This is a genomic window from Flavobacterium sp. UBA7680 (assembly GCF_002482975.1).
In the GTDB taxonomy this organism is placed as follows: Bacteria; Bacteroidota; Bacteroidia; order Flavobacteriales; family Flavobacteriaceae; genus Flavobacterium.
Genome location: NZ_DLHA01000019.1, coordinates 202,769 through 225,004 on the forward strand (window position 1 = coordinate 202,769; position 22,236 = coordinate 225,004).

The 22,236-nt window shown below is 35.5% G+C and carries 18 protein-coding genes and 1 pseudogene; 7 read left to right on the forward strand and 12 right to left on the reverse strand.

Annotation, left to right across the window (positions count from 1 at the left end; all coding sequences use genetic code 11):
- Positions 1 to 3 precede the first annotated feature (3 nt).
- From B3C18_RS05805 to B3C18_RS05840, 8 genes are all read right to left on the reverse strand, one after another.
- Positions 4 to 2,304 (reverse strand): GH92 family glycosyl hydrolase, encoded by a 2,301-nt coding sequence (locus B3C18_RS05805; RefSeq protein ID WP_291143805.1) that lies wholly within the window; start codon positions 2,302 to 2,304, stop codon positions 4 to 6.
- A gap of 3 nt (positions 2,305 to 2,307) precedes the next feature.
- Positions 2,308 to 4,116, reverse strand: coding sequence for a glycoside hydrolase family 2 protein (locus B3C18_RS05810; protein ID WP_291143807.1), 1,809 nt, complete (start codon positions 4,114 to 4,116; stop codon positions 2,308 to 2,310).
- A 127-nt stretch (positions 4,117 to 4,243) separates the two neighbouring features.
- Positions 4,244 to 5,428, reverse strand: coding sequence for a glycoside hydrolase family 76 protein (locus B3C18_RS05815; RefSeq protein WP_291143809.1), 1,185 nt, complete (start codon positions 5,426 to 5,428; stop codon positions 4,244 to 4,246).
- Between the two features lie 61 nt (positions 5,429 to 5,489).
- Positions 5,490 to 6,611 carry a SusE domain-containing protein gene (locus tag B3C18_RS05820; RefSeq protein WP_291143811.1) on the reverse strand — a complete coding sequence of 374 codons (1,122 nt, stop codon included), beginning with the start codon at positions 6,609 to 6,611 and terminating at the stop codon, positions 5,490 to 5,492.
- Between the two features lie 29 nt (positions 6,612 to 6,640).
- Complete coding sequence (locus tag B3C18_RS05825) at positions 6,641 to 8,266, reverse strand: RagB/SusD family nutrient uptake outer membrane protein (RefSeq protein WP_291143813.1); 1,626 nt, start codon at positions 8,264 to 8,266, stop codon at positions 6,641 to 6,643.
- Between the two features lie 11 nt (positions 8,267 to 8,277).
- Positions 8,278 to 11,346 (reverse strand): SusC/RagA family TonB-linked outer membrane protein, encoded by a 3,069-nt coding sequence (locus B3C18_RS05830; RefSeq protein ID WP_053470463.1) that lies wholly within the window; start codon positions 11,344 to 11,346, stop codon positions 8,278 to 8,280.
- Between the two features lie 518 nt (positions 11,347 to 11,864).
- The gene (locus tag B3C18_RS05835) at positions 11,865 to 12,890 is read right to left on the reverse strand and encodes a LacI family DNA-binding transcriptional regulator (RefSeq protein WP_291143816.1); all 1,026 of its coding nucleotides are present in this window, start codon (positions 12,888 to 12,890) and stop codon (positions 11,865 to 11,867) included.
- 160 nt (positions 12,891 to 13,050) lie between these two features.
- The gene (locus B3C18_RS05840) at positions 13,051 to 13,995 is read right to left on the reverse strand and encodes an ROK family protein (protein WP_291143818.1); all 945 of its coding nucleotides are present in this window, start codon (positions 13,993 to 13,995) and stop codon (positions 13,051 to 13,053) included.
- Positions 13,996 to 14,543: 548 nt separating this feature from the next.
- On the opposite strand from B3C18_RS05840, the gene B3C18_RS05845 reads away from it, so the two are divergent.
- Positions 14,544 to 14,987 carry a DoxX family protein gene (locus B3C18_RS05845; protein ID WP_291143822.1) on the forward strand — a complete coding sequence of 148 codons (444 nt, stop codon included), beginning with the start codon at positions 14,544 to 14,546 and terminating at the stop codon, positions 14,985 to 14,987.
- 5 nt (positions 14,988 to 14,992) lie between these two features.
- Positions 14,993 to 15,442, forward strand: coding sequence for a carboxymuconolactone decarboxylase family protein (locus tag B3C18_RS05850; protein ID WP_291143825.1), 450 nt, complete (start codon positions 14,993 to 14,995; stop codon positions 15,440 to 15,442).
- 84 nt (positions 15,443 to 15,526) lie between these two features.
- On the opposite strand, the gene B3C18_RS05855 is transcribed toward B3C18_RS05850, so the two are convergent.
- The gene (locus B3C18_RS05855) at positions 15,527 to 15,970 is read right to left on the reverse strand and encodes a carboxymuconolactone decarboxylase family protein (protein WP_291143827.1); all 444 of its coding nucleotides are present in this window, start codon (positions 15,968 to 15,970) and stop codon (positions 15,527 to 15,529) included.
- A 243-nt stretch (positions 15,971 to 16,213) separates the two neighbouring features.
- Between B3C18_RS05855 and B3C18_RS05860 the strand changes: the two are divergent.
- A pseudogene (locus tag B3C18_RS05860) lies at positions 16,214 to 16,690 on the forward strand (Crp/Fnr family transcriptional regulator); the annotation flags it as partial.
- Here the strand turns inward: B3C18_RS05860 and B3C18_RS05865 are convergent.
- The 3 genes from B3C18_RS05865 to B3C18_RS05875 form a co-directional block, all read right to left on the reverse strand.
- Positions 16,685 to 17,326 (reverse strand): FMN-dependent NADH-azoreductase, encoded by a 642-nt coding sequence (locus B3C18_RS05865; protein WP_291143830.1) that lies wholly within the window; start codon positions 17,324 to 17,326, stop codon positions 16,685 to 16,687. The pseudogene B3C18_RS05860 and the gene B3C18_RS05865 sit on opposite strands and share 6 nt — an antisense overlap.
- A gap of 93 nt (positions 17,327 to 17,419) precedes the next feature.
- Positions 17,420 to 17,854, reverse strand: a complete 435-nt coding sequence (locus tag B3C18_RS05870; RefSeq protein ID WP_291143833.1) for a GNAT family N-acetyltransferase — start codon at positions 17,852 to 17,854, stop codon at positions 17,420 to 17,422.
- Positions 17,855 to 17,973: 119 nt separating this feature from the next.
- The gene (locus B3C18_RS05875; RefSeq protein WP_291143836.1) at positions 17,974 to 19,446 is read right to left on the reverse strand and encodes a PLP-dependent aminotransferase family protein; all 1,473 of its coding nucleotides are present in this window, start codon (positions 19,444 to 19,446) and stop codon (positions 17,974 to 17,976) included.
- 143 nt (positions 19,447 to 19,589) lie between these two features.
- Between B3C18_RS05875 and B3C18_RS05880 the strand changes: the two genes are divergently transcribed.
- The 4 genes from B3C18_RS05880 to B3C18_RS05895 all read left to right on the forward strand — a co-directional run bounded on the left by B3C18_RS05880 (position 19,590) and on the right by B3C18_RS05895 (position 22,232).
- Complete coding sequence (locus tag B3C18_RS05880; protein WP_291143839.1) at positions 19,590 to 20,033, forward strand: carboxymuconolactone decarboxylase family protein; 444 nt, start codon at positions 19,590 to 19,592, stop codon at positions 20,031 to 20,033.
- 34 nt (positions 20,034 to 20,067) lie between these two features.
- A complete protein-coding gene (locus tag B3C18_RS05885; protein ID WP_291143842.1) occupies positions 20,068 to 20,484 on the forward strand; it encodes a DUF4345 domain-containing protein in 417 nt (138 codons plus the stop codon).
- A gap of 275 nt (positions 20,485 to 20,759) precedes the next feature.
- Positions 20,760 to 21,590, forward strand: coding sequence for an AraC family transcriptional regulator (locus B3C18_RS05890; RefSeq protein ID WP_291143845.1), 831 nt, complete (start codon positions 20,760 to 20,762; stop codon positions 21,588 to 21,590).
- A gap of 81 nt (positions 21,591 to 21,671) precedes the next feature.
- Positions 21,672 to 22,232, forward strand: a complete 561-nt coding sequence (locus B3C18_RS05895; protein ID WP_291143849.1) for an ester cyclase — start codon at positions 21,672 to 21,674, stop codon at positions 22,230 to 22,232.
- Positions 22,233 to 22,236 lie beyond the last annotated feature (4 nt).

Below are 22,236 nucleotides of genomic sequence, written 5' to 3' on the forward strand. Positions count from 1 at the left end.
TTATTATTCGTTTGTTAATGAGTATGGAACGTCTTCTTTACTGGTTCCTCTGTTTAAATTTGGCGATGTGGACATATCAAAATCTAATGTTGCTCCATTCATTAATTCAGAATGGCTTAACCAGTTTTTTGTGTATGATTTTCCATTGAATTTCATGTCTTTGATATATCTGTTTTGATTGCTGTTTTCGGGAGCATTGATTTCTATTTTCTTTCCGTTCTCCAATTCAATAGTTACTTTTTTGAACAATGGTGCTCCAACAACATATTGATTTGAAGCGGGAGTAACGGGATAAAAACCTAAAGAAGAAAATACATACCAGGCCGAAGTTTGTCCGTTATCTTCGTCTCCGCAATAACCATCTGGCGCTGCGTGGTACATTCTGTTCATGGTTTCCCTTACCCAATATTGTGCTTTCCACGGTTCTGCTGCATAATTGTAAAGATAAATCATGTGCTGAATAGGCTGATTTCCATGTGCATATTGTCCCATGTTTACAATCTGCATTTCTCGCATTTCATGAATTACTCCGCCAGTGAAGTTTGATGTTGCAAAAACAGGAGGCGCAGAAAATACTTTGTCTAATTGTGAAACAAATACCTGATTTCCGCCCATTAAATTAATTAAACCTTGTACGTCGTGAAAAACAGACCATGAATAATGCCAGCTGTTTCCTTCTGTAAATCCGTTAAACCATTGAAAAGGATCAAAAGGTTCCATGAATTTTCCGTCGCTGTTTTTTGGGTGCATCAAATTGTATTTCGGATCAAAAAGGTTTTTATAATTTAAACTTCTCTTTTTATACAAATCAATTTCTGACTGGGGTTTGTTCAGGGCTTTCGCCAATTGATAAATCGCAAAATCATCGTATGCGTATTCTAATGTTCTGGCTGCACTTTCGTTTACCACATCCTGCGGTACATAACCTAAAGTATTGTACGCATCTACTCCTGCGCGTCCAACTGCTTTTAGCGGACCTGCATTATTAGCGCCATGAATTACGGCTTTGTATAAATTTTCGATGTCGTATTTATTTCCTTTTCCGCTTTTTAAATAAGCTTCAGATACGATTGATGCGGAGTTGTTTCCCACCATAATATCACGTAATCCGGGACTTGACCATTCCGGCAGCCATCCGCTTTCATTGTATGCGTTTGAAAGTCCTTCCTGCATTTGGGCATTCAATTCCGGATACATTAAATTTAAAAAAGGGTATAATGCTCTAAAAGTATCCCAGAAACCGGTATCGACAAACATATAACCCGGCAAAACTTTTCCGTTGTAAGGGCTGTAATGTACTGGTTTTTTGTTTTTATCAAATTCGAAAAATTTTCTCGGAAACAAAAGCGATCTGTACAAGCAGGAATAAAAAGTTCCCATTTGGTCTTGTGTTCCGCCTTCGACTTTTATTCGGCTTAATTCTTTGTTCCAGGTTTCTTTTCCTTTTTCTTTAAGCTCGTCAAAATCGTCTTTTCCAATTTCTTTCAGGTTTCGTTCTGCTTGTTCATAGCTTATAAATGACGAAGCGACCTGAGCATTTACTTTTTCTCCGGCTTTTGTTTTAAAACCAATTACGGCTCCGGCATGATCTGCCTGCATTTCTAGAGCGTTTCCTAAAATATCTCCGTTGAAGGTAGAATGTACTTCAAAATCTTTATCAAAAGTAATGACAAAGTAGTTTTTGAAATTTAACGGAACTCCGCCGCTATTTTTAGTAGTGAAACCGATAATTTTTCTTTCTGACGGAATTATTTTCACATACGATCCTTTATCAAAGGCATCAACAACAACATACGATTTATCTGTTTCGGGAAATGTAAACCTAAATCTGGCGGCTCTTTCTGTTGGCGTGATTTCGGTTGTTACATTATGATCTGCCAGATAAACGCTGTAATAATACGGCGTTACGATTTCTGCTTTATGCGAAAACCAGCTTTGTCTTTCTTCTTCCTTAAATTTTAGTGCGCCGGTTACGGGCATTATCGAAAACTGACCGTAATCATTCATCCACGGCGAAGGCTGATGGGTTTGTTTGAAACCTTTAATTCTGCTTGATTTGTAGGTATACGCCCATCCATCGCCCATTCCGGCAGTTTGTGGTGTCCAGAAATTCATTCCCCACGGCATTGCAATTGCGGGATACGTATTTCCGTTTGAAACTCCGTAATCAGAATCTGTTCCTATTAATGGATTTACCCAATCTACCGGGGGTTTAGATTCGCATACCGTTACATTTTGCGCATTGATTTGAGTAAAAACAAGTAACGCAAATAAGCTAAAAAGTTTATATCTGTCTTTTATCAAAACTTAATTATTTATAGCGTTAATGACTTCTTTGTTTATTTTGCTTACTTCAGAAAAATTCATTTTATCGACTTTACGATCGTAGGTCATAAAACCATTTACTTCGCCTTCAACATCTGTTGTCTGCGTGTAAACTGCTGCCGAAAAACCAACTTTTGCTAATGTTTTTAACTGTTCTGCGTATTCTCTGTATTTGGCGGTTGTTTCGTCATTATTTTTAAACTGAGTGTATCCCCAGTTTTTATCTGTCTGCCATAAATGTCCGGTAACCGGAAGACCAATTCCGCCGTATTCGCCTAAAACTGTGATTCTGCGTGCGTCATACAATTTTAAATTTGGTTCAGGATAATGGTGAATGTCTAACATATCTCCAGTTTGAAAATGGTTTCCGCCGCTTGATGAATTTACTAATCTGCTTGGATCATGATTTTTTGTCCATTCTGTAATTTCAACTGTTTTAAATTGTCCCCAAGCTTCGTTAAACGGAACCCAGACTACAATACTTGGATAAGAATATAAATGATCCATTATTTCTCGCCATTCTTTTTTATATGTTTCTTCAGATTGTGCTGTTCTTTTTAATTCTGTGCCTTCAAAGTATTTGTGCATTTGCCAAATTGGACCGTCGTCTCCGTTTGGCATATCCTGCCATACTAAAAATCCCATTCTGTCGCAATGTGTATACCATCTTGCCGGTTCTACTTTTACGTGTTTGCGGATCATATTGAAACCTAATTCTTTGGTTCTGACAAGATCGTATTTTAAAGCTTCGTCTGTTGGCGCGGTATATAATCCGTCAGGCCACCATCCCTGATCCAGAGGGCCAAATTGAAAACAGTCTTTGTTATTTAACTGAATTCTCACGATGCCTTTATCATCTCTTTTTGAAGAAATTTTACGCATTGCGAAATAGCTTTTCACTTCGTCGGTTACTTTGCTTCCGCTGATTAGTTTTACTTTGATATCATATAAAAATGGGGAATCCGGCGACCATAATTTTGGGTTGTTCACTACAATATCTAGCGGCTGACCTGCAACTGCTTTTTCTACTGCAATTGTTTTAGCTCCGTCAAATACGGTAATTTCAACAATATCTCCTGCTGAAATTCCTTCTACTTCTGCATTGATATTGATGGTATTGCGGTCTATATCTGGTGTTGTTCTTAAATTGGTAATGTGTTTTTTACTAACTGGTTCTAACCAAACGGTCTGCCAGATTCCGGTTACAGGTGTGTACCAGATACTTTCAGGATTTTTAACTTGTTTTCCTCTTGGCTGTGTTCCGTCGCTTGTTGGGTCCCAAACTTTTACAACCAGTTTTTGGGATTTTCCATTTAGGAAAGGTGTTATATTAAAACTAAAAGGAACATATCCTCCGGTATGTGTTCCAATTTTTACGTCGTTAATCCAAACTTCTGTTTTCCAGTCTACAGCTCCAAAATGCAGTAAAATGTCTTTACTTTTCCAGTTGCTGTCTACCGTAAAATTGGTTTCATACCATAATTCGTTTTCTGATCCTACTTTTTTCATTACGCCCGAAAGGCTTGATTCAACAGCAAAAGGAACGAGTATTTTTCCTTCGTAGCCTTTTGGCGCTGTTTGTCCTGCGGGTTGTATGGCGTAGTTCCATAAACCATTAAGGTTTTTCCATTGGTTCCTTTCCATTATGGGGCGGGGATATTCAGGAAGCGGATTGTTTGGGTCTACCTGTTCTGCCCATTTTGTTTTGATTTTATCTCCTTGTGGTTTCCATTGTGCAAAGGATGCAAGGCTTACCAAAAGAAAACATATAATTGTGATTTTATTCTTCATTATAATATTTTATTTTTTTGAAATTGCAGAACTGCTTTTCTGTTGAATGGTTAAATAGTATAAAACCTGAAGGCTGTTTATTTCCTTCAGGTGTTACAAAAATTACTAACAAATACTAACTTACTAATTAATCAAAAAAGCCATCTTTATCCAGCTTGGCAGCTGCTTCTATTAACATTACACCGCTCAGCTGAGTCGTTAAATCAACGCTTGCTCCTGCTGATGGCGCTACTTTCCAGTTGTTTCCGGAAAGCATTGTAGGTCTTAAAATCCCTTTTTTATAGAATGATTCTGCATTAAATTTCAGAAATGAGGCAAATTTTTCTGTATCTGTAGAGTTGATGGTTGGCTGTTCTATAAGTTCTGTAAAATAGCGTACTAAAATACCTTTAAACAATCCTCCGTCGCCTTGTCCTTCGTCTCTCAAAAGTCCTTCTGAAAGTAATTTTGGATTGGTTAAAACATTTCTTCCTGATTTTACGGCATCGTCAAGATAAGTCTGCTCATTTGTAGCTTTGTACAATCTTAAACCTGCACCAATCCATGTTCCCATGTTATAGGTAAAAACCCAGTCTTTGTTGGTTACAACTGCTCCGTTTACTTCTGAAATATTATCCCAAACAGCTCCCGAAACCGGATCAACTAAATTGCTTTTTTGCCATGCGTAAATTTTCTTCGCCCAAACTAAATCATCCGGATCATTATCGATTTCATATAATCTTAGGGCAAGAATTACAGCCGGACCGTTTGATACGGCATTTTTTTGTTTTGGTGTATCTTGTTTCCAAGTGATTCCTCCTCCAAAAACATCACTCCAGCTTAGTTTTATTCTTTCCCATAAAAAGTCTGCAACGTCTTTGTATTCCTGATCGTTTGTTGCATTGTAAGCACGAACGCAGGCATTAGCAAGCCAAAGCATATCATCATTAAAAACATTGTTGTAGGTATTGTTTCCGTTTTTAATTTTGATTCCTTGTACCAAAGCTTTCATTTTGGTTTTGTAATTTTCATTACCAGTTCTTAAATAACCGTCTACCAAAACATCCAGAACGTGAGCATTTGGCCAGTAATTAAAGGTGCTGTTTCCAGCATTGTTTTGTACAAAAGTTCCGTTTGATCCCAGATAATTATTATAAGTTGAAAGCTGTAAAGAATCGGCTGTCTGAGCCCATGTATATTTAAATTCAGGGCCTGTTTGTCCGTTTGGGTCACGCAGCGGAATTGCTTCATCATCACAAGAGACAGACAATAACCCAAATCCTACTACGCAAAGCAATAAGGCCGTATAACGTGTTGAAAATAATTTTTTCATGATATATTTCGTTTAATAAAAACGTCTCTTAAAAAACATCTTTAAGAGACGTTTGGGTTATTTATAGAATTGTGAAACTGTGTGTGTAAGCTGGTGAAGCTGCACTGAAATTAATTTCTGCATTTACGTTAGCATTGTCTACTGCAGAGGCAAATTTGAAACAGTTATTCCAGAAATCACTTGTTACCGGAACCATGTACCAGAATGATGCTGCTGTACTTGCATCTGGTCTGTTGTTGTCCCCGTTTATACTTCCGTACCATTCTTCGGTTGTAGCAGCACCGTTTACTACTGTAAATTTGAATTTGTAACGCTCGTCTCTACCCCAAGATTCTTGTTTGAAAGAAATGTGTTTGTTAGCTGCTTTCCAGATTCCGCCGCCTGCGTATGTATATTCAAAAAGGTACTGGCTAAGTGGAGGGAACCATAATTCGATTTTCTTAATCTCTGTCATAGTTGTTACTCCTGTACTAAAGTCAAGTACAATTTTATACACTTTTGCATCTCCAGTAACAGTGGTTTCACCATTTTCTTTTAATTTTCCGTTATCAACATAGTAAACTACCGGAGTACCATTTTTTGTTGTAATGAATTTGTAAGTACCTGCACTTAACTTCGTGTAAATTTCAAATTTTGTTGTTCCTACTTTTTTGAAAGCCTGAGCATTGGCAACTGTTGTTCCGTTTTCAGAACCTGTTCCTGTAATAAACAACTGATCTGGAGTTGGGAATCCGCTTGCTGTAAGTACTTCAAAAATACCAGATGCTGCTGATTTTTGAACATTAATTCCTTTAGATGAATGAACCGTCCATTTTAATTTCCCGACAGCTTCAGTTGGAATACCTGCTAATCCTGCAATTTTATTCAAATCTGAAAAAGAAAGTGTTAGTGTTTTTTGAAATCCGTTACCATCAGATGGCATTGTGTAAACTGGTTTAGAGAAATCCCCGTTTTCCTTATCAAAAACTACATCATAAAGTACAACTCCGTTGTCTTCTGCTTTAGCTGCTTCCCATTCAAAAACCGCAGAACTCTGCGCGTTAAGATCAAAGAACTTATTATTTGCCGGTGAATAAAGAGTATTTACTGCGCTTACATTGGTATGACTCATTTCGTCATTATCGCAGCTTACAAGAAATACTGTACACAGTATTAAGACTAATTTTGAATATATATTTTTCATGTTTTTTATTTTAGGTTGTTAGTTAGTTTTTACCAGTTTGGGTTTTGAGATAAATTGGTGTTAATCAAACGTTCGTCTCTTGGTATTGGCCATAAATAATGTTTTCCGGGATCAAAAGTTCTTAAGTTCACTCTTAAGTAACCATTGTCTACAGACGATACGCCAAATTTGGCTCCGTGTGCATATCCGTTTAAAACATTTTCGGCAATTTTCCATCTTCTGATATCAAAAATTCTTAAGCCTTCCATTCCAAATTCTGTACGGCGCTCGTTTCTTATTACTTCTTTAAGTCCGGCTTGTCCTAATGCTGCATTATAATTTAAAGCTGCTGCATCTGTAAAACCTGCACGAGATCGTATTGGTTTAATAGTCTGATCCCAAACTGTGCTGGCCATTTGGCTTAACTCATTTTTAGCTTCTGCATACATCAATAAAACATCTGCATATCTAAACAACATTAGATTTATGCCTGATTTTAAATCCGTTCCATGTTGTACATCGTAATATTTACGTGTAAAATATCCCGTTGGTGTTGAAGATGAACCTTGTGCAAATTCATCCGGATGCTCATTAGTTGGAGAAGATCCCGGTTTGATGTAAATAATGTGTGAACTTCCATCAGCTTCTTTCCAGTTGTATTGATCATAAACTACTGTATAAGTAAGTCTTGGATCTCTGTTTACATAAGGATCATTTTCATTGTATCCTGAACCTGTTTCGTTGATTTTTTTTCCGTTAAGCATTAAATAACTATCCACTAATTCCTGTGTTGGAGCAAGGGCATTTAATCTTGAACCTGCAGAAATTGGTGCCATATCAAAAAATTCACCCCACGTTCTGTCTATTGGTACATATTGTAAGCTTAAAATATCTTCACTGTTGTATTCATTTTGCTGTTGAAAAAGACCTTCATAAGAAGGAAACAAACTGTACGTTCCGTAAGTATTTGTTAAAAATGGTTCTAATGTCTGCACAACTTCCTGCCATTTTCCTTCGTATAAAAGTACTCTTGCTTTTAAGGCTACAGCAGCTCCCATTGTGATTTTTCCTCTGCCTGCAGTGGCAAGCTGTGTGTTTTTTGGCAATGCCGGAATGACAGCGTTCAATTCATCTAATACAAACTGAATTACTTCTGCATGCGACGTTCTCGAAATTGTAGTTGCTTCTGTAAGAGACGGATCTTTTTGTAAAAGAGGAATATCTCCAAACCATGTTGTTAACTGAAAATGCTGAAATGCTCTTATAAAACGAGCTTCTGCTTTCATTCTTGTAATTACTCCCGGATCTGCATTTGGCACTCTGTCAATATTTTCTAATAAAAGATTACAGGATTTAATTCCGCCGTATCTGTCGTTCCATTCTTCTTTTATTCTTCCTAAAGAAGGATCGTAAAGTCCTGCTCCAATAGATGCTGCTCCAGCATTATCACCTCTTCCGTTGTAAGCATTATCAGAAAGTGCTTCGTTATAAAAGAAATACTGGCTTTTTTGCATTTGCGAATAAGCTGTATTCAACATCAATTGTGCTTTTTCTACGCTTGTCCAGTAATTAGAATCTGTAAATCGATCTTCTGGTGCAAGATCAAGATCTTCGCAGCTTACCAGTAGTAAGAATACTAATGGTATGAATTTTATGTGTTTAAATATATTTTTCATTTTGATTTTTTTTAAAAACTGATATCAATACCCATTCCGTAATACACCTGCGTTGGATAAGCTCTTCCGCTGTTAGCTCCTGAAGTCGACATGCTGTTGTTGAATTCTGAAAGTTCAGGATCAACAAATTTTACTTTAGATAAGGTCAGCAGGTTTTGTCCTGAAACGTAAACACGGAATGCACTCATTCCTAAACTGCTTGCAACATCATTTGATAATGAATATCCTATTTGTACATTTTTCAGTCTTGCATAGGCACCGTCATACAAATACATATCAGAACCTCTTCTGAAATTGTTTGTATTAGACTGCGTACCGTTGTTTGCCAGTCTTGGATATCTTGCATCAGGATTTTGCGGAGTCCAGTAATCTAATTGGTGTGTATACATTGTCATACCATAATTGTAGTGAAATGGCTCTACAAGCTCACCTCTAATCATCATGGTTCTTTTTCCAACACCTTGTATAAAAATGCTTAAATCAAAATTCTTGTAATCTATGTTGTATGTAGCTCCGTATGTGTATCTTGGAAAAGGATTACCAAAGATAAATTTATCATTGTCATCGATTTTTCCGTCTTTATTTAAATCTACATAACGATTGTCTCCTGGATGTACTGTAATTCCGGCCGGAACTGCTGCTCCCTGAATTTCTTCAACATTTTGGAAATAGCCGTCTCTTTTTAAACCAACATATGAATTAAAAGGAAGTCCTTCGCGAAGAATAACCTGAAGTTCTTCAACTCCTGTTAGTTTTTCTTGTCCGTTATTATAATCAAGGACTTTATTTTTAGAGTCTCCAATATTTACAGTAAGGCTTTGGTTTACTTGTTTTCCTTTATGTCTGTAAGTAGCGCTGAATTCCCATCCTCTGTTACCTACTTTAGCAGCGTTAAAATCTGGAAGCGATGTTCCGTAAACTCCTGGTACCTGCGGCGGAACAAGAATGTCTGATGTTACTTTATCAAAGAAATCGAATGAAACAGATAAAGCTCCTTTAAAGAAATCTGCATCAAGTCCAGCATTGAAAGTTGCCGCTTTTTCCCATTGAAGATCAGCGTTTGCAAAGTTAAATCCTGCACCGCTTACCGGTTTGTTGTCAAATCCGTAACCGTTTTGAAAAGAAAAATACGTTGTTTGATATTGGTAATTGTTTACGTTTTGATTCCCTACAAGTCCATAAGAAGATCTCAATTTAATATTACCAACTTTATTGCTGTAGTTTTCCATGAAACCTTCTTTAGTTAAAGCATAACCAATTGTGGCAGATGGAAAGAATCCCCAGCGAATTTCTTTTCTAAATTTTGATGAACCATCATATCTAAAACTGAATTCAGCAAAATATTTATCGTTGTAATCATAAGAAGCACGTCCGAAAAGAGAATTAAGGCTGTTTTTAGGAGAAGCCGGATTCTTGTTTGGGTCACTACCGTTTGAGTTATAAGAATCCTGTCCAATAACAGTTTCACTCGTTGGCGTTCCTAAATCAGGATCTGTAAATTTCTTGTAAATACCAATTCGTCTTTCTGAATGATTTTCGTTAGAAACCCCAACTAAAGCACCTACATTATGATTTCCAAATGCCTTGTTGTATTCTACCATAAACTGCGTATTCAGGTCAAGTGCTTTTGTAGTTTCATCTCTGGTATCGCGATCTGCACCATAAACTCCCTGCGGAGAAAACTGCACTTTTTTCACTCGGCTGAACATACTGCCGTTCCATAAACGTCCTCCGAAAACTCCTTTAATTTTGAACGATTTTGTTAACTTAAGTTCAGCATTTAAAGCTCCGAAAAGATCATCATTATCGTATTTTCTAAAGCCTCCCTGCTCTAAAATACCTAATGAGTTAAACTGTTGTAAAACGTCGTTTGTTAAGTAATTTCCATTTGCATCTTTTTGAGTATAATATAAAGGAACCCTGAAGGCATCAACCATTAAGGTACTTGTGTTTGATGAATGGTCATTAATTAATTGTTTTGAATAGGCCAAAGTAGACGTTAATTTAAATTTACCGTACTCATTAGTAAGGTTCATTCTAAAATTATAACGTTCCATACCTTTCGTAGGCCCAACAAAGTTGCTTCCCTGATTTAAATATCCTAAGGAAACTAAATAAGTTGAGTTTTCACTTCCGCCTGAGATCGAAAGACTTTGGTTTAACTGCGCTGCCGGTTTTACAATTTCTTCTGCAAACCATTCTGTGTCGCCTTTTGCTTTTAAATCTGCAATTTGAGCGGCAGTAAATACGGCAGTTGTTTCACCAGAGTTAAATGCGGCTTCGTTTCTAAGCATTGCATTTTCATATCCGTGAACCGGTTTAGTAAAGAATTTTGGTGTATTAAATCCGGTTAAACTGTTGTACTGAATGGACATTGGTTTGCTTTTACTTCCTCTTTTGGTCGTAATTAAAACAACACCATTACTTGCTCTTGATCCGTAGATAGCCGCGCTACCCGCATCTTTTAATACTGATACACTTTCGATATCGGCAGGGTTCAGCGAATTAATATCGCCTCCTACTATACCGTCAATAACAATCAGCGGACTATTGTTCCCTAATGTACTAATACCACGAATGTTTAGGTTTATACCCGCACCCGGCTCAGAATTAGTCTGCTGAATAGTTAAACTTGGCGCTTTACCCTGTAAGGCCAGTGTTGCATTTACATTTGGTCGCCCATTAAATGCATCTTTATTTACCTGATCGATGGCGCTGACCACTTTTCTCTTTTTCTGCGTACCGTAACCTACTACTACAACTTCATCTAAAGCTGATACATCTAAGTCCATTTCTACATTTATAACACTTCTGTTATTTACTTTTACTTCAACTGGTTTGTAACCAATCATTGTAAAGCGTAAAGAACCAGTTCCGTTTTTTAATGATATACTATAGTGTCCGTCAAAATCTGCATTAACAGCATTTCTTGGATCACTTACATCACTAATTGAAACTCCCGGAAGAGACAAATGATCTGAAAGAGAAGTAACAACTCCCGTAACTTGAGTTTTTTGGGTCTGGGCAGCAAGATTATTAAGGCCCCCACAAATGAGAATAATTGTGAGAAAAAAATGCATACAGAGCATCTTTTTCTTTCTGCAATTTGATTGTTTCATCATGTAAAAAATTTGGTTAGTTAGTTTTTATCGAATTAATCCCGAAGTTTAAAAAGGCTTCTCTCACCAGCCTGATTATTTAAAAAAATCAACATAGAAAAATCTTTGCGCATCGATTAAAAGTCCGGTAATTTTTAATCGTTAAATTTTATCTAGTTAGATTAACATATTAATTCTTTAACAAACATACTAAAACGTTTTAGTATAAAAAAATATTTTTTGTTAAATATAATTTTAATGTTAATTTTATAAGATATGTGTTTATTTCAGACTAATCATTGAGTATTATTCAATAAAAATCTACGAAAACGTTATAAACGAATAGAAAAAAGAAGAATCTTAAAATTTTCAAAAAATGGATATTTGCAGAAAATTAAAATTTAAGTAAGAAATGACATAAAAAAAATCTGACTATCAACAGAAGTATTGATAATCAGATTTATTAGGTAAAAATTTAAGGAAGATGTTCAGTAATTAAACTACTTCTGCAATGATGATTCCCGAATTATTAATTCTGTTTTTAAAATCACTTTATGGCTTGTTTCGGTTACATCTTTTTTCTTTAAAAGAGGCAGCATCACTTCCATTAATTTTGTACTTATTTCCAGTAAAGGCTGGGAAACTGATGTAATGGCGGGATCGTAAATCTTGAACATATCATTATCATCAAAAGCAATAATCCCTAAATCCTTAATTAATCTTGGATTGTTTTCTTTTAAAACTTCCAGTCCGCTTTGTGCAAGGTAATTGGTGGCAAAAAACATAGCGTCTAAATCAGCATGCTGGTCTATAAACTCCTTAATATACTGCTTCCCTTTTCCTTTAATAATCTCGTTAAACGGAATTTGAAGTGTATTGGGTTTTAAACCGTTTTCTACTGCCGCTCTTTCATATCCAACTAAACGTCCGTGCATCTGGCTTTGATCTGAAGCTGTAGTAACAAATCCGATATTTTTAAATTTATTCTGGATCAAATGCTGCGTTGCATCAAAAGAAGCCTGCTCATTATCAATAACCACACTGTTACAATCTAATCCTTCAAAAAATCGATCCAGTAAAATAACCGGGATATTATCTTTTATTAAATTTTCGATTGTGTCTTTTATTCCTGGAGACGGTACAATAATGAATCCGTCAACCTGACGAAAATTGAATAATGTGATTAATTCATTTGATTTTTCATCATCATTCTCGTTACTGCAAAAAATAACTTTATATCCTTTTTCGTAAGCGATGTCTTCAAAAATTCGGGCCAGTTTTGAGAAGAAATTATTCGAAATATCTTCGACCATAAAAACAAGCAGTTTCGACTTTCCTGTTCTAAGGCTTTGTGCAATTTGATTAGGTCTGTAATTTATAAGTTTTGCATAATCTAAAACCTTTTTTGTAAGCTCCTTAGAGATGTGCTTTTCTTTTGCTTTTCCATTTAGGACAAATGATACAGTGGTAACAGATATTTTTAGCTCTTCTGCGATATTCCTAATAGAAACAGGTTTTTTTTTCATGTGTGAATTATTTTTACTTTAAAACCTATAATTTTTCGTCAAATATAGTAAAGTTTATTGTTTCCTAAATAGCAGGAACTTAAATTAGTGTGATACAAATACTTATAAAAAACAGAACTTTAAAATACATTTACAGACTTCTCAATTGTTTACTGCCAGATTAAAAAAGTGGCAATTCTTCTTTTATTTTTTCCCAAAACGACTCATTAAAAAGATAACTCGAACCCAGAATACTGGTCTGCTCTGTATTATCAACAATGCTGACCGCTAATTCTATGTTTCTGTTTTTTAGGCTTTCTTCAAAAGGAGCTAAAAACAAGCGATGTGATTTTGCAATATTTCCTCCAATAACCAGTAATCCGGCATTAAATTCCGTAATATAAGGCGCTAAAAATTCAGCCAGATTAAAAGCAAAATTTTTAAAGATTTTTACTGCGTGTTCATTTTCAATATCCGCTATTTCCTTTACTCCGTCTGTTAGCTTTTCACCAGTACTTTGTTCATATTGATTTAAAAACCATCTGGTTGAAAAACAATTATCTGCAAGATCCCCATTGTATTTTTTATCCCAAAGACAGCCATTATCCGGCACATTATCGCCTTGTGTTATAGGCAGTTTGTTATCTAAAAAAGCGGCTCCAAAACCTGTTCCTAAAGTTATAGCAATAACCTTTTTATTTTCTGGTTCCTGTTCTTGTTTCAAAACTCCTCCAACTCCAAAACAGCTGGCATCATTGAGAAATCTAAAACTTACATTTTGTGTTTTTAAGTATTTTAAAAGTTCATCCGGCACAGAAACATTATATAAGGATTCGTATTTATCATTTCCTTCAAACATCGCAATTCCGCTTTGATACTGAAAAGGCCCAGGCATAGAAAAAGCTATTCCTATTTTTTCATCAGCATCAAATTCCGGAATATTGTGAACTACATCGATGGTATGGTTAATTATTTCTGCCCATTTTTCTAAAATAACTTCTTTGGAAGCTTTGCTGTTTACTGCTCCGCTGAAATACGTTCCGTCAATTATTGTAAAAACATTGCTTTGTATTGCAGCACTGCTTATATGACTTCCTCCAATATCTACTCCTATTATTATCGACATCTATTCATTATTTTTAGTAGTTATTTTTAATACTAATTAGACTTTGTTAACTAAAGCTTTTTTGTAATGGTGTAAGGTTCAAACCTAAAAGGAAAGAATTACAAAATCCAATACTTTATTATCAAAAAGCAATACTATTTACCTCGTACATCGGAATTTTATCTCACAGCTATTCCGATATTATATACTTTGGGTTAAAACATTAAAAAGTGATTATACGCATTTTGTCACCGGACAGAAAAAACAACATACTCTACTCTCATTACACTAAAGCAGTAATATTTTAACTATAAAAACTAGTTATCACTAAACAAATAACATTATAACTAGTTTCTAAATAAATAAGTTAACAATTGGGACAAATATACTAAAACGTTTTAGTATACAAAACAATTCTTCTTTTATTTTAGTTTTAAGCCAGAGTAAATTTATCTCTGGACTACTTAACAAACTAAAACTGGTCTAAAATGCTCCCTTTGTGCCTCCTTAATTTTGAGCTGCCAAATAAAAAAAGCATAAAATTTCCTAACTATTTTAAAAATCAATAAATGAAAAATTCAAACGGAATACCACAATTGTTTCTTCGTATCGCATTAGGATTAGGTTTTATTTTACCGGTCATGGACAGAATTGGATTAATGGGACTACCCGGCTCAGGGAAAGTAGCCTGGGGCGACTGGGAACATTTTATAGATTATACTAACACTCTTATTCCATTTGCCAGCAGATCTGTTGCCAATATATTTGGACTTACGGCTACCATTGCAGAGGTTATTATAGGAATCTGCCTAATCGCAGGACTTAAGATAAAACTAGCCGCTCTTGGCGCAGCCCTTATAACAGCAACTTTTGCTGTGTTCATGATTTTCGCATCAGGAATTGGTGCTCCTTTTCAATATCCGGTATTTGTTTTTACAGGAGGTGCATTACTGCTTTCAACATTAGATAATTTTAAATGGAGTCTTGATACTTATATAAATAAACCAAATTAATTAATATGAAAAAGAGATTGTTATTTCACGATTACCTTCCTGAAGCTTATAAACTGATGAAGGAAATTGATGCTGTCGCAAAAGAAGGCATTAAACCCTTATACATTGAAATAATAAAAATCCGCACTTCACAGCTTAACGGATGTGCGTATTGCCTGAATATGCATACTACAGATGCCATAAAACTTGGAGAAGATCCGCAGCGTCTTAATGTCCTTTCAGCATGGAGAGAAGCTTTGAACTGGTTTACAGAAGAAGAACAAATTATTCTTCAATTAACCGAAGAAGTTACTCTAATTGGACAACACGGAATAAGCGATAAAGTCTATGATCGCGCAGTTGAATTATTTGGAGAAGAAAAACTGGCCCGTTTAATTCTTGCGGCAATAAACATAAACAGCTGGACAAGAATTGGTGTAAGCCAGCATCTTCATCCTGTTAAGTATAAAGTTTAAGTCGCGGTTTTCAGTTTTCAGTCGCAGTATTCAGTCGCAGTAAATACTGAAAACTGCGACTGAGACTGAGAACTAATAAAAAAACTATTCATCCAGATCAGGCTGTTGATGCGTTGTAATGGCGATTCTGTTCCAGGCGTTTATGGTGATTATCGCCATAATGGTTTGAGAAAGTGTAACCTCATCCATAAGTTTGGCTATATTGTTATAAGTCTGTTCAGAAACGCCTTTGTTTATAAATGTCATTTCTTCAGCAAGTGCTAACACTGCTTTTTCAAGCTCACTAAAAAAAGAAGTTTCTCTCCATGCGTTTAAAGCATAAATTCTCTGTTCTGTTTCTCCCATTTTTCTGGCATCTTTTGTATGCATATTGATACAGAATGCACAGCCGTTAATCTGCGATACTCTAATTTTAATTAATTCTTTTAGTGAAGCATCGAGATTTGATTTTTCAAGATATTTTTCAAACCCAAACATTACTTCATAAGCCTGTGGCTGCACTTCACTGATAACTACTCTTTTACTCATTTTTTTATGTATTTAAATTATTAATGATGCAAAATTGAGGATAGTACAGTTCTAAAAAATTAAAGTACTTGAAGAAAAAAGTTTTAGACAAAAAATACCTTTGACCGAAGAAATATTTTAAACCAAATCATTAAATAACATTCGATATTATGAATCCGCATGAACTTTTATTCAGCCATATTAAACGATTTACAACCTTAAATGAAGATCAGGAACAGCTAATTAAAATACCGCAAAGTAAACCGTAAAGATTTTTTGCTAAAAGAATATGAAGTCTGTTCGTGTTATTATTTTGTAACCAAAGGATGTCTGCGATTTTATCGAAATACAGAGAATGGATTTGAGCAGGTATTGCAGTTTGCTATTCCGGGTTGGTGGCTAAGCGATTTTCAAAGTTTTGAAACCCAAAAGCCATCAGAATATTTTATACAAGCCGTTCAGAATACAGAAATGCTGATTCTGCATCGATCCGATTATCAGGAACTGTTTACTGAAGTTCCTGTTCTGAATACTTATTTCAGATTGATGATGCAGAAAGCATATACTGCGTCGCTAAAGAAAATGGAACTAATTCTTTGTGAATCTGCAGAAGAAAGATATTTACAGTTTATAAATTCCTTTCCTGATTTTGTGCAGATTGTTCCGCAATATATGCTTGCATCATTTTTAGGTTTTACACCACAGTTTATGAGTATGCTGCGGGCAAAAAAAGAATTATGACAAATGTCTTTTGATAAGCGTTTTTATTCTTGCATTTGAATTATTTTTTGCCAATTCAAATGCTTCTGTACCAAAAGCTTCACCGTCAACGCTTACTTCCTGAATATCGGTTATACCAATAATATTGAAAACTGTTCTCAAATAGTCAGACTGGAAGTTCATGTGTTCATTATAACCTCCTTTTTCATATCCCTGTGCACCTCTTGAAAGAAGCAGAAACAAAGATTTATTTTTTAATAGTCCAATGTACGGATTACGCTGATCTTCATGATTGACTTCCCAAGTTTCATTTACTCTCAAAACCTGATCTATATAAGCTTTTAATGAACTTGGAACAGACCAGTTGTACATTGGCGAACCCAAAACAATAACATCGGCATTTTTCAGCTCTTTTATAAGTTCTGCGCTGAATTTTAGTGTTTCAATTTCTTCAGGAGTTCTGGCAGATTCGTGTTTGAATGCTCCCGCTATCCATTTTTCGTTTACATGCGGAACATTACTTTTGCCTAAATCCCTGAATTGTATTATAGATTCCGGCTTACATTCTTTGTAATATTCAACAAAAACATCCGTAAGCCTTCTGCTGTGTGATCTTTCCTCACGAGGGCTTGCGTTAATTACTAGTATTTTTTTCATATTGCTAATTTTATTGCAAATCTAGCCTCTCGGCTCATTTTAAAAGTTAATCTAGTTGAAGAAGCAACCAAACTTCCTTCGATTTTAATTGAATTATTCTTTCATCATTTTGGCAAAGTGGTGACATGCCAAAAAATATCCTTTACTCAAATAAAGTCTGTGAGCAGGATGCAGCGCAAAACCGCTGTCTAAGTGTACTGATTTTATACCTCTCTGCACAGCAAGCTGATCTACATAATCTAAAAGTTTTCCCGCATAGCCGCGTCCGCGATATTCAGAAAACGTAAAAAGATCATCAATATAAATCATCTTTCCGGTTCTTAGCATATTTATAACTCTAAAGCCTACAAAGGCTGCGGCTTTACTCCCATCGTCTGATGGAATGCAGGCCAATTCAAAACCTCCGCTGGTAATCATTTCAAAAACCTGATCTACCACATTTTCTGATTCTAAATTAGTTCTGAATTCTAAAATTGCTTCTTTAGCAAATTCAATTTCTGCTGTTGTCTGAACATTTAGTATATCCATAATTTCATTTTATTTGTTTTATGAAGCAAAATTAGAGGTCATAAAAACGCCGTACAGAGACCAGATTACAATAATAAGCTAGTCCAAGACGAAAATAAAATAGAATTATAAATTTCGGATTACAGGTTTTGAGTAACCGTTTTGATAATATGGACTGCTTCTGTGAGTTCCTGCTCATTTAAAGAAGCAAAACCAAACCTGAAAGCATTAAAATGAGCATCCTTTCCGATACAATAGGTACTGCCTTTTATGGTAAGACCTTTGAGATCGGCCTTTTTAATAATTTTTGATAAATCATATTGGGGTTTTACTCTCAGCCATAATGCCATTCCGCCTGTGGGTTTTGTAAAATCAATCATATCGCTCATTTCTGAACTTACTAAATCCGATAGAAAATCACATCTTTGAGAATATAATTTATTAGTTTTTTGAATATGTCGCGCCAGATCTCCATTTGCAATCATTCCAGAAATGGTTTCTTCCATTATAAAATCACCTCTCAAATCAATAAGAGTTCTCAGTCTTGCAGCCGCATGAAGAAAATCTGAAGTCGCAATCATATAACCCAGACGAAAAGGCGAACCCAGAACTTTGGTAAGCGAACCTATATAAATTATTCTGCCGCCATGATCGCCGCTCGCTAAAGGCAGATAAGGATCATATTTAAATTGAAAGTCATAATCGTAATCATCTTCAATAACCGCAAAATTATAAGCGGTAATAAGTTTCATCAAATGATTTCTTCTTTCCACGCTCATTGTAACCGTTGTTGGATGATGGTGATGCGGAATGATATAAAGCATTTTTATGGCATTTTTTTTCAGAATATCTTCCAGTTTTTCTGTACACATTCCCTCGCCGTCCATTGGCACACGAATAAGTTCGGCGCCCAGTTTCTCAAAAAGCGCCTCCGCTATAAAATAAGTCGGTTCGCTCACTACAACTTTGTCGCTGGGTTTTATAATAAGTGATGCCGCTATATAAATGGCCATTTGAGCTCCGCGTGTTGTAAATAAGTTCTCTTCTCCCATATCAATTCCGCGTGTCTGATTAAGAAACGAACGCAGCGAAGTCTTGAAATTTGAAGAACCGCCGTCTAAATTTACTCCTGAGCGTCTGCTCGATGCAGAAGATTCTAAAGTCTTCTTAAACTGCCTTGATATTGCCTGAACAGGAAGCAGCGAAATATCCGGAAAACCGTCATTAATCTCTAAACGATGATTATTTAAGGAACGAGATAAAGGCATTACAAGTTCAAAATGATCAAAATCAAAAGTTCCTGCTTCTGCAAATGGGCTTACTCTTTTACTATTATAAGATCTCGGCCTAACCATTGGCAGATCTGGTGATACGGTGTAACTTTTACGGGGTAAATTATCAATCCAGTTTTCAGACACAAGGGTTTCATAAGCTGCCACAATTGTTTTTCTGTGCAGCTGCAAATCAAAAGCAAGCGTTCTGGTACTTGGAAGTACAGCGCCTGGAGGCAGTTTTCCTTCCTGAATTAAGGAAATAAGCTGTAATGAAATTTGTCTGTAAACTGGCAGACTGTCTTTTTTATCAATTATAATAAGGTTTTTATAAGGAAGCATAGGAAAGTTTTGAAGTCTGTTTATTAATCGATTACAGCAATTCAAATATAACAAAACTGGACTACTAATGAAACATTTTCTGGTCTATGATTCCGATTTTTATGTATAATAATTTTGCATGACCAAAAGCAAAACAAGATACTATGGAAAGTACATTAAATTTCAAAAGTTTTATTCTGGATTTCTACCAAATTTTAAGTCAGCTCGACGTATTAATTTCCAATTCAGGATTAAACAAACTACAGCAAGGACTCATAAAAATCAGAACCTCGCAGATTAACAGCTGTGATTTCTGTGAACAGCTTCATACTTATGATGCCCTGCAACATGGTGAAGATCCTAAAAGAATTTCTATGTTAAGTTCTTGGCGGGAAGCCAAAAAATGGTTCAGCAGAGAGGAACAGCTTATGCTGGCTTTATTAGAAGAAGTAACCACAGTATCTGATCACGGATTAAGCAGCGAAATCTACAACTCGGCACTCGATACTTTTGGTAAAGAAAAAACCTCCAAACTGATTATGGCTGTAGCTAATATAAACGGATGGAACAGAATAAGCGTTTTACTAAACACAAATCCTTTTGCATAACAATCTCACTTTAACTAATTTATAAATCTGACTTATGAAATCTTTTATTCTAACAGTAAGAATCTTGTCCGTCGCCTTTATTGGAGTATCGTTACTACATTTGTTTATGGGCATGTATGCAGATGCTACACTTGGCGCGCCTGTTACCGCTCAAATGGCATCAAATCCTTCATTTGATAGTCAAAATCGTTTTTATGGTATTACATTTTCTTTGCTTGGAGTTGCATTATTAATTTCCTGTACTGATTTGCGCCGTTATTATCCGATTATGAATGCGGCTTTTGCGGTATTATTTGCAGCAGGAATTGCCCGTGTCGCTGCGTGGATAATGAATGGTGCGCCTTCTCCAATCATCATAGGAATTCTTTGTGCCGATTTACTGCTTCCTCCGGTTCTTTATTTTTGGTTGAAACACAATCTTAAATCTTTAGACCGTTATCCAAATTCTTAAACAGTACTTTATTAATATTTAACCCGTTAGGTGTAATGCATAAAAAATAATAATTAAACACATAGAGACATAGATTTTATGTTTTTGAAAAAAGTAAATCAAAAAGAAACTTGTTTCTCTCACATAGTCCCGAAGCTTCGGGATGTGTGTTAATGCAAATGAAACGCCTTTCTTGAGTTCATCCCGACGCTTAGGCACTATGTTTCTATATGTTAAAAATAATTACACCCAACGAATTAAATACTTACTTTTAACTTATCTTTCAAAAAACCACTATGACAGAGATCTTTAAAATATTTCGTATTACTGCTGCTGAGTCTTTTAAGATTCAGCTTACTGTAAACGAGCCTCATGTCCATGATTTTGAAGAACTCATTATAGGCGGACAAGGTCAGCTGGAACATTTTATAGATTTTAAATCCCGTTTAATCGATGCGCCGTTTATCAGCTTTGTTACCCAAGGAAAAATCCATCGTGTAAAACCTATTATTAAAGACGGTTTGTGTGATATGTGGGTTTTAAGATTTAAAAGTGAATTTATTGCAGAAACGATCTTTAGTCTTTATGCTTCTTTTCATGATAAGGCTAATATTCGTATGCAGAGTAATGACTGTTTTAATAGACTAGATATAATCTGTAAAATGATTCATGATGAATACAATCAGGAAGTGTCTGATTTGGCTGTTATTAGACAATTGTTAAGCACTCTTTTTACCATCATAGAATCAGAACGTCGTAAATTAAATCTAAACGACGATGAGTCGAAGAAAATACAAAGCAGCACTTTTAAAAATTTCCTTAGACTTTTAGAAGAATATTACAAAGAGTCTAAAGATGTGAATTTTTATGCTGAAAAACTTTTCATGACGACACGCAATCTCAATTTAATCTGCCAGAATGTATTGCAGCAAAGTGTTTCGGAAATTATAGAAACCCGCAAACTTACCGAAGCCAAAAACTTATTGATGACTACGGATAAGAATATTGCCGAAATAGGTTATGAACTCGGATTTAATGAAAAAACCTATTTTACTCACGCCTTTAAACGCAAAGCAGGCCTTACTCCTACTGAGTTTCGGGAAGAAATGCTAAAAATGCTTTCCTAAAAACACAACCATTCTTCCGAAAAGCGTTACCGTTCCCTTATCATTTAGATGCAGCTTTGTATCAACAAAATAAATGATATTATGAAAAATTCAATTTTAATACAAGCAGCCGCTTTGGCTCTTGTTTTTACTGTAAGCACTACAGTAACCGCTCAGAAAAAAGATGATAAGGCTGATTTGGTAAAACAAATTAAAGAACTTGCTGCTGCAAATGCGCAAATAGCTAAAAATCTGGAAACTTTTGACACTTTAGACTTTACGGTTTTCAGCAACCGCGACTGGTCAAGACTTCACGAAAGCCATGCAAAAAACATCAAAGTACATTTTCCTGATGGACATACCGAAGTTGGTTTAGAACAGCATATCAAAACGCTGGATGCTATGTTTGTATATGCTCCTGATACCAGAATTAAGGAACATCCCATTAAAATTGGTTCGGGCAATATTACGGCTGTAATGGGTTATATGGAAGGAACTTTTACAAAACCAATGCCAACGGGTGACGGAAACTTTATACAGCCAACTGGAAAAAAATTCAGACTGCCAATGGCAACTATCGGAATTTGGGAAAATGGGACTATGCAGGAAGAATATCTTTTTTGGGATAATAAAGCCTACATGGAGCAAATACTAGGTAAATAAATTG